General features: G+C 40.8%; 4 protein-coding genes. All 4 read left to right on the forward strand.

Features of this window, described 5'->3' with window-relative positions:
- The first annotated feature begins 171 nt into the window (after positions 1-171).
- The 4 genes from tig (at position 172) to guaA (ending at position 5,947) form a co-directional block, all read left to right on the forward strand.
- Positions 172-1,449, forward strand: coding sequence for a trigger factor (gene tig / locus G585_RS0101165; RefSeq protein ID WP_022772382.1), 1,278 nt, complete (start codon positions 172-174; stop codon positions 1,447-1,449).
- Between the two features lie 29 nt (positions 1,450-1,478).
- Positions 1,479-2,870 (forward strand): asparagine--tRNA ligase, encoded by a 1,392-nt coding sequence (asnS, locus tag G585_RS0101170; protein ID WP_022772384.1) that lies wholly within the window; start codon positions 1,479-1,481, stop codon positions 2,868-2,870.
- A 91-nt stretch (positions 2,871-2,961) separates the two neighbouring features.
- Positions 2,962-4,356 (forward strand): C40 family peptidase, encoded by a 1,395-nt coding sequence (locus G585_RS0101175; protein WP_022772385.1) that lies wholly within the window; start codon positions 2,962-2,964, stop codon positions 4,354-4,356.
- Between the two features lie 40 nt (positions 4,357-4,396).
- Positions 4,397-5,947, forward strand: coding sequence for a glutamine-hydrolyzing GMP synthase (guaA, locus tag G585_RS0101180; RefSeq protein WP_022772386.1), 1,551 nt, complete (start codon positions 4,397-4,399; stop codon positions 5,945-5,947).
- The last annotated feature ends 293 nt before the right edge of the window (positions 5,948-6,240 follow it).

Consider the following 6,240-nt stretch of genomic DNA (forward strand, 5'->3'; position numbering starts at 1 on the left):
ATAATCCTCCAAATAATAAAAATATAGCAAGATGTATTTTAGCATTATTTAGGAAGATAAGCAAATAAAATACTTTAATCTGTTTGTAAGGTGTGGTAGTATAAAAAATATTGTTTTTACAAATGTTATGAAAGGTGGAATTATACCGATTTCACTGGAGGAGAATTAGAAATGAGAAACAAAATCGCATTATTAATGACTGGAGTTTTAGTCGTTGCATCACTTACAGCCTGCACCGGAAAAAATAATACAGAAACAGCTACAAATGCAGCATCAGAGACCAGCTCAGTTAGTTCAGATGAGGCTGCAGGTGCTGCTTCAGATAGCTCAGCAGAGACAACACCTACAATTTCAGCTTTAGAGAATCTTGAGAACCTTGAGACAATGACACTTGCAGAGATCAACCCTGAAGAGTTCGTTACTCTTGGCGAGTACAAGGGTGTTACAGTAGAAGTTGCAGCACCAAATGTTACAGATGAAGATGTAGAGAGCCAGCTCAGCAGCATTTTTTCAAGCAACCCACCTATGACTGAGGTTACAGACAGAGCAGTTCAGGATGGAGATACAGTAAATATCGATTATGTAGGTAAATATGCTGACAGCGGAGAGGCTTTTGACGGCGGTACAGCGCAGGGAGCAGATCTTGTTATTGGATCAAACTCATACATTGATGGTTTTGAGAGCGGTCTTATTGGAGCAAATATTGGTGATACAGTAGATCTTAACCTTACATTCCCTGAGAATTATGGTGCTACAGATCTTGCAGGCAAGGATGTTATCTTCACAGTTACAATCAACAGCATCTCTGTAAAATCAGATGAGATGACAGATGAGTGGGCAGCAGGCCTTGGAGCTAATTTCAGCAAAATTGGTGAAGGCTACGAAGACAGAGCAGTTACAAATCTTGCAGATTTAAGAGAATACATCAGAAGCGGACTTGAACAGGACGCTAAGGATACTTACAATAGCAATGTAGATAATGAAGTTCTCACAAAAGTTATGGAAAACTGTGAGTTTAAGGATGTTCCTGAAAAGCTTTATAACAGATACCTTAAGCAGCAGAATGAACAGCTTGAGTACTACGCAAGCATGTATTCAATGTATGTTCAACAGCAGCTTACAGCCAGCGATATCGTTAATATGATGATCCAGAATGAAGGTTCAGCTCTTTCAGGTGATGATTATTTAAAAGAAATGGTAACAAATTCTACACAGCAGTTCGTTATGTTTGCAGCAGTTGCAAAGGCTGAAGGAATTGAAGTTACAGATGATGATATAGATGCATATCTTAAGAATGCTTACGATACAGCATCAACAACAGCTTACAGCTCATATGAAGATTTCAGAGCAACAATTGACCCTGAAGTTTACAGAGAAGGTTTGATGGCAGAGAAGGTATTAGATTTCCTTGTAGAAAATGCTAATGTCGTTGAGCCAGCAGGAGAATAATTTACCTTTTTCATAGATTGGAGGACGCCATGGAATTAGTTGATATCAGAGCGCTGTTTGAACAGCAGGAAAAGTATTCAGGACAGAAAGTTACTGTAGGTGGATGGATCAGAAATATTCGTGATTCAAAGACTATCGGTTTCATCATGCTTAATGATGGTACATACTTTAAGCCTTTGCAGGTTGTTTATACTGACGGACTTGCAAACTTTGCAGACATCAGTAAGCTCAATGTTGGAGCAGCAGTTATTGTAACTGGTAGTATTGTTGCAACTCCTAATGCAAAGCAGCCATTTGAGATGCAGGCTGATTCAGTTGAGATAGAGGGACCTTCAACTCCTGATTATCCGCTTCAGCCAAAGAGACATACACTTGAGTACCTCAGAACAATTCCTCATTTGAGAGCAAGAACAAATACTTTTGAAGCTGTATTCAGAGTACGTTCAGTTGCTGCATATGCTATTCATTCTTTCTTCCAGGAGAGAAACTTCGTATATGTTCACACTCCACTTATCACAGGAAGTGACTGTGAAGGCGCAGGAGAAATGTTCCAGGTTACAACAATGGATCTTAACAACGTTCCAAAGACTGAAGAGGGAGCAGTTGATTACTCAAAAGACTTCTTCGGAAAACCTGTAAACCTTACAGTTAGTGGACAGCTTAATGTTGAGACATATGCATTCGCATTTAAGAATGTTTACACATTCGGACCTACATTCCGTGCAGAGAATTCTAACACAACAAGACATGCAGCGGAGTTCTGGATGATCGAACCTGAAATGTGTTTTGCAGATCTTAAGGATGACTGCGATACAGCAGAAGCAATGCTTAAGTATGTTATCAGCTATGTTCTTGAGCACTGCCCTGAAGAGATGGCATTCTTTAACGAATTCATTGATAAGGGACTTATCGATAGACTTAACAATGTAGTTAACAACGAGTTTGGTCGTATTACATATACAGAAGCTATTGAGCTTTTGGAAAAGCACAATGATAAGTTTGATTACAAGGTTTCATGGGGATGTGACCTTCAGACTGAGCACGAGAGATATCTTACAGAAGAGATATTCAAAAAGCCTGTATTTGTAACTGATTATCCAAAGGAAATCAAGGCATTCTATATGAAACTTAATCCGGATGGAAAGACTGTAGCAGCAGCTGACTGTCTTGTTCCTGGAATCGGAGAGATCATTGGAGGAAGCCAGAGAGAGGATGATCTTCAGCTTCTTGAGAGCCGTATGGATGAACTTGGAATGAAGAAGGACGAGTATCAGTTCTATCTTGATCTTCGTAAGTACGGTAGTGTTCGTCACGCAGGATTTGGTCTTGGATTTGAGCGTTGCGTAATGTATCTTACAGGAATGGGTAACATTCGTGACGTTGAGTCATTCCCAAGAACAGTTGGTAACTGTGAACTCTGATAATCATTTGAGAGTTGGACACATATATAAGTCAATATTGTTGTATAATGATATTGAAGTAAAATCTTAATTAGGAGCAAGGGGGATAGGTATGAAAAAAAGTAGTTTTTTTGTAGTAATAGCTATGTCTCTTGTTATGAGTTTACTGGTGGCAGACCCTGTATGGGCTACCACCAGTACTGATTTACAGCAAAAACAGAATAAGCTTGAACAAGAACAGAAAGCACTGGAGTCCCAACAGAAATCACTCCAGTCACAACAAAAAGACAGCCAGAACAAGTTAAACAATGCCAACAGTCAGATAGGCAGTATCTCAGAGGCCAAAGGGGAAACAAAAGAGGCAATTGATGAGACCAATGCAGTTATTGTTGGTCTTATGACAGATATAGAGCTCATCAAGGAAGACATTGACAGGACGCAAGAGCAGATAGAGATAACCCAGCAAGAGTATGATGAGGCCAAAAAGCAGGAAGAGACCCTGTATGAAGCGATGGTCCAGCGAGTTAAGTTTATGTACGAGAAAGGAAACCTGTCGTATGTACAGATTCTTTTGACTGCAACAAGCTACGCTGATGCGCTTAATAAAGCCCAATACGTTGAACAGCTTTATGAGTATGACAGAATAAAACTTGCAGAGTATGTAGCAGCCAAGGAAAAGGCTGAGGCATATGGCAAACAGTTGGAAGAAGAAAAGGCAGAACTGGAAACTTCCAAGTATGAGCTTGAAGAGGAAGAAGCTTATATGGAGGAAGTGCTTGCTGAGTACAAGGCAACTTATGCTGATTATGAGGTTAAACTTGCCAAGGCAAAGCAGGAGGCTGCAGTTTATACAGCTCAGGTAAAGAGCCAGCAATCAAGTATAGCATCGCTTCAGAAACAGATAGAAGCAAAAGAAAAGCAGGTTGAAGAGACCAAAAAGGCAAAAGAAGAAGCATTAAAGGCAGAAGAGGAAGCAAGAAGAGCTGCAGAGGAAGCTGCCAACGCTGAAAATGAAGATGATGATGATTCCGGCTATACAACTGGTACCGGGACTACTTCTTCAGGAACAACAAATACAGATACAACATCAGATTCAGATGATGACGACGATGACGATGATGATAATTCGTCAGGTTCTTCCAAAAGCTACGCTTCAGCAGGAAGCGCGACTGGTTCAAATATTGCAAAGTTTGCATGCCAGTTTGTGGGTAATCCCTATGTAGCAGGTGGGACAAGCCTTACAGATGGAGCAGATTGCTCAGGTTTTGTAATGGCCGTATATCAGGCCTTTGGAATATCGGTTCCAAGAACATCATGGGCTCAAGGGTCTTATGGAACAGAGGTTTCATATGAAAATGCCCAGCCTGGAGATGTTATTTATTATGGTGGACATGTCGGAATTTATATCGGTGGTGGACAGATTGTTCACGCAAGTACTCAAAAAACCGGTATCAAGATTACTAATGCCAATTACAGATCCATGATATCTGTAAGAAGATATATTTGATAATACATGGTAACTATTAACTCTGTTATATGGAGGAAGCATGGCTACAGAAGAAAAAGTTATAGTAATTGACTTTGGCGGGCAATACAATCAGCTTGTTGCCAGAAGAGTCAGAGAATGCAACGTTTACTGCGAAATCTATTCTTATCGCACACCTATCGACCAGATTAAGGCGATGAACCCCAAGGGAATTATTTTAACAGGTGGACCTAATTCCTGTTATGAAGATGGAGCCCCAACTTATACTAAAGAGCTCTTTGAACTTGGAATTCCAGTACTTGGTTTATGCTATGGAGCTCAGTTAATGATGCACGTACTTGGTGGAAAGGTTGAGAAAGCACCTGTCCGTGAGTATGGTAAGACTGAGACATTTATAGACGGCTCTAAGGATACTCTTTTTGCTGGTATAGAAGAGAAGACTATAGTATGGATGAGCCACTTTGATTATATCAGCAAGGTTGCTCCGGGATTTGACATTATCGCTCATACAGCTGACTGCCCTGTTGCAGCAGCCGCATGTGAGGACAAAAAGCTTTATGCGATCCAGTTCCATCCTGAAGTTCTCCATACTGTAAAGGGTAAAGAAATCCTTCATAACTTCGTAAGAAATATTTGCGAAACAGCCGGAACATGGAGAATGGATTCTTTTGTAGAGAATACAATTAAGGAAATCCGTGCGAAGGTTGGCGACGGCAAGGTATTACTTGCACTTTCCGGTGGTGTGGATTCATCTGTCCTTGCAGCGCTTCTTGCAAGAGCAATAGGAAAACAGCTCACATGCGTATTCGTAGACCATGGTCTTCTTCGTAAAAATGAAGGCGATGAGGTTGAGAGCGTATTTGGACCAAATGGAAACTTTGATATAAACTTTATCAGAGTAAATGCAGCACAGCGCTACTATGATAAACTTAAGGGCGTAGAAGAGCCTGAACGCAAGCGTAAGATTATCGGTGAAGAGTTCATCAGAGTCTTTGAGGAAGAAGCCAAGAAGATTGGAACTGTAGACTTCCTTGCACAGGGAACTATCTATCCTGACGTTGTTGAATCAGGACTTGGCGGAGAGTCAGTAGTTATTAAGTCCCACCACAATGTTGGAGGACTTCCTGACTATGTTGATTTCAAAGAGATAATCGAACCACTTCGTTCTTTGTTTAAGGATGAAGTTCGTAAGGCAGGTCTTGAGCTTGGACTTCCTGAATACCTTGTATTCCGTCAGCCATTCCCTGGCCCTGGCCTTGGAATCCGAATTATCGGTGAAGTTACAGCAGAGAAAGTAAGAATTGTTCAGGACGCAGACTTCATCTACAGAGAAGAACTTGCAAACGCAGGGCTTGAGAAACTCCCTGATCAGTATTTTGCAGCTCTTTCTAATATGCGTTCAGTAGGCGTAATGGGAGATGAGCGTACATACGATTACGCAGTAGTCCTCCGTGCAGTAGAGACAGTCGACTTCATGACAGCTGAAGCTTCAGAGATACCGTTTGCAGTACTTCAGAAAGTCATGAGCCGTATCATAAACGAGGTTAAAGGTGTTAACCGCGTAATGTACGATCTCACAAGTAAGCCACCAGGAACGGTAGAATTAGAGTGATAACGATTGTCCAAGGGCAAAGCAGGTTATCCTCCAAGGGGTAAACTGTCTTATCCTCCAAGAATTAAATAAAACAATAGTAACAGACCTTGAAACGGACTCTACAATCGTCCTATCAAGGTCTGTTCTTTTGTTTATTAATCCTTGTAGTATAAGGCGTTGATGGGATTTATAACTCTTGTTTGAGAGTCTTTTACAGATAACCATAAAGAAGTATTATGGGTACTCTTTATCTATGGGTGGAGGATAAGCTGCTTTGCCCTTTGGAGGATAAAGTATGTTGCCCGATGATA

The sequence above is a fragment of the Butyrivibrio sp. AE2015 genome (genome assembly GCF_000420825.1).
In the GTDB taxonomy this organism is placed as follows: Bacteria; Bacillota; Clostridia; order Lachnospirales; family Lachnospiraceae; genus Butyrivibrio.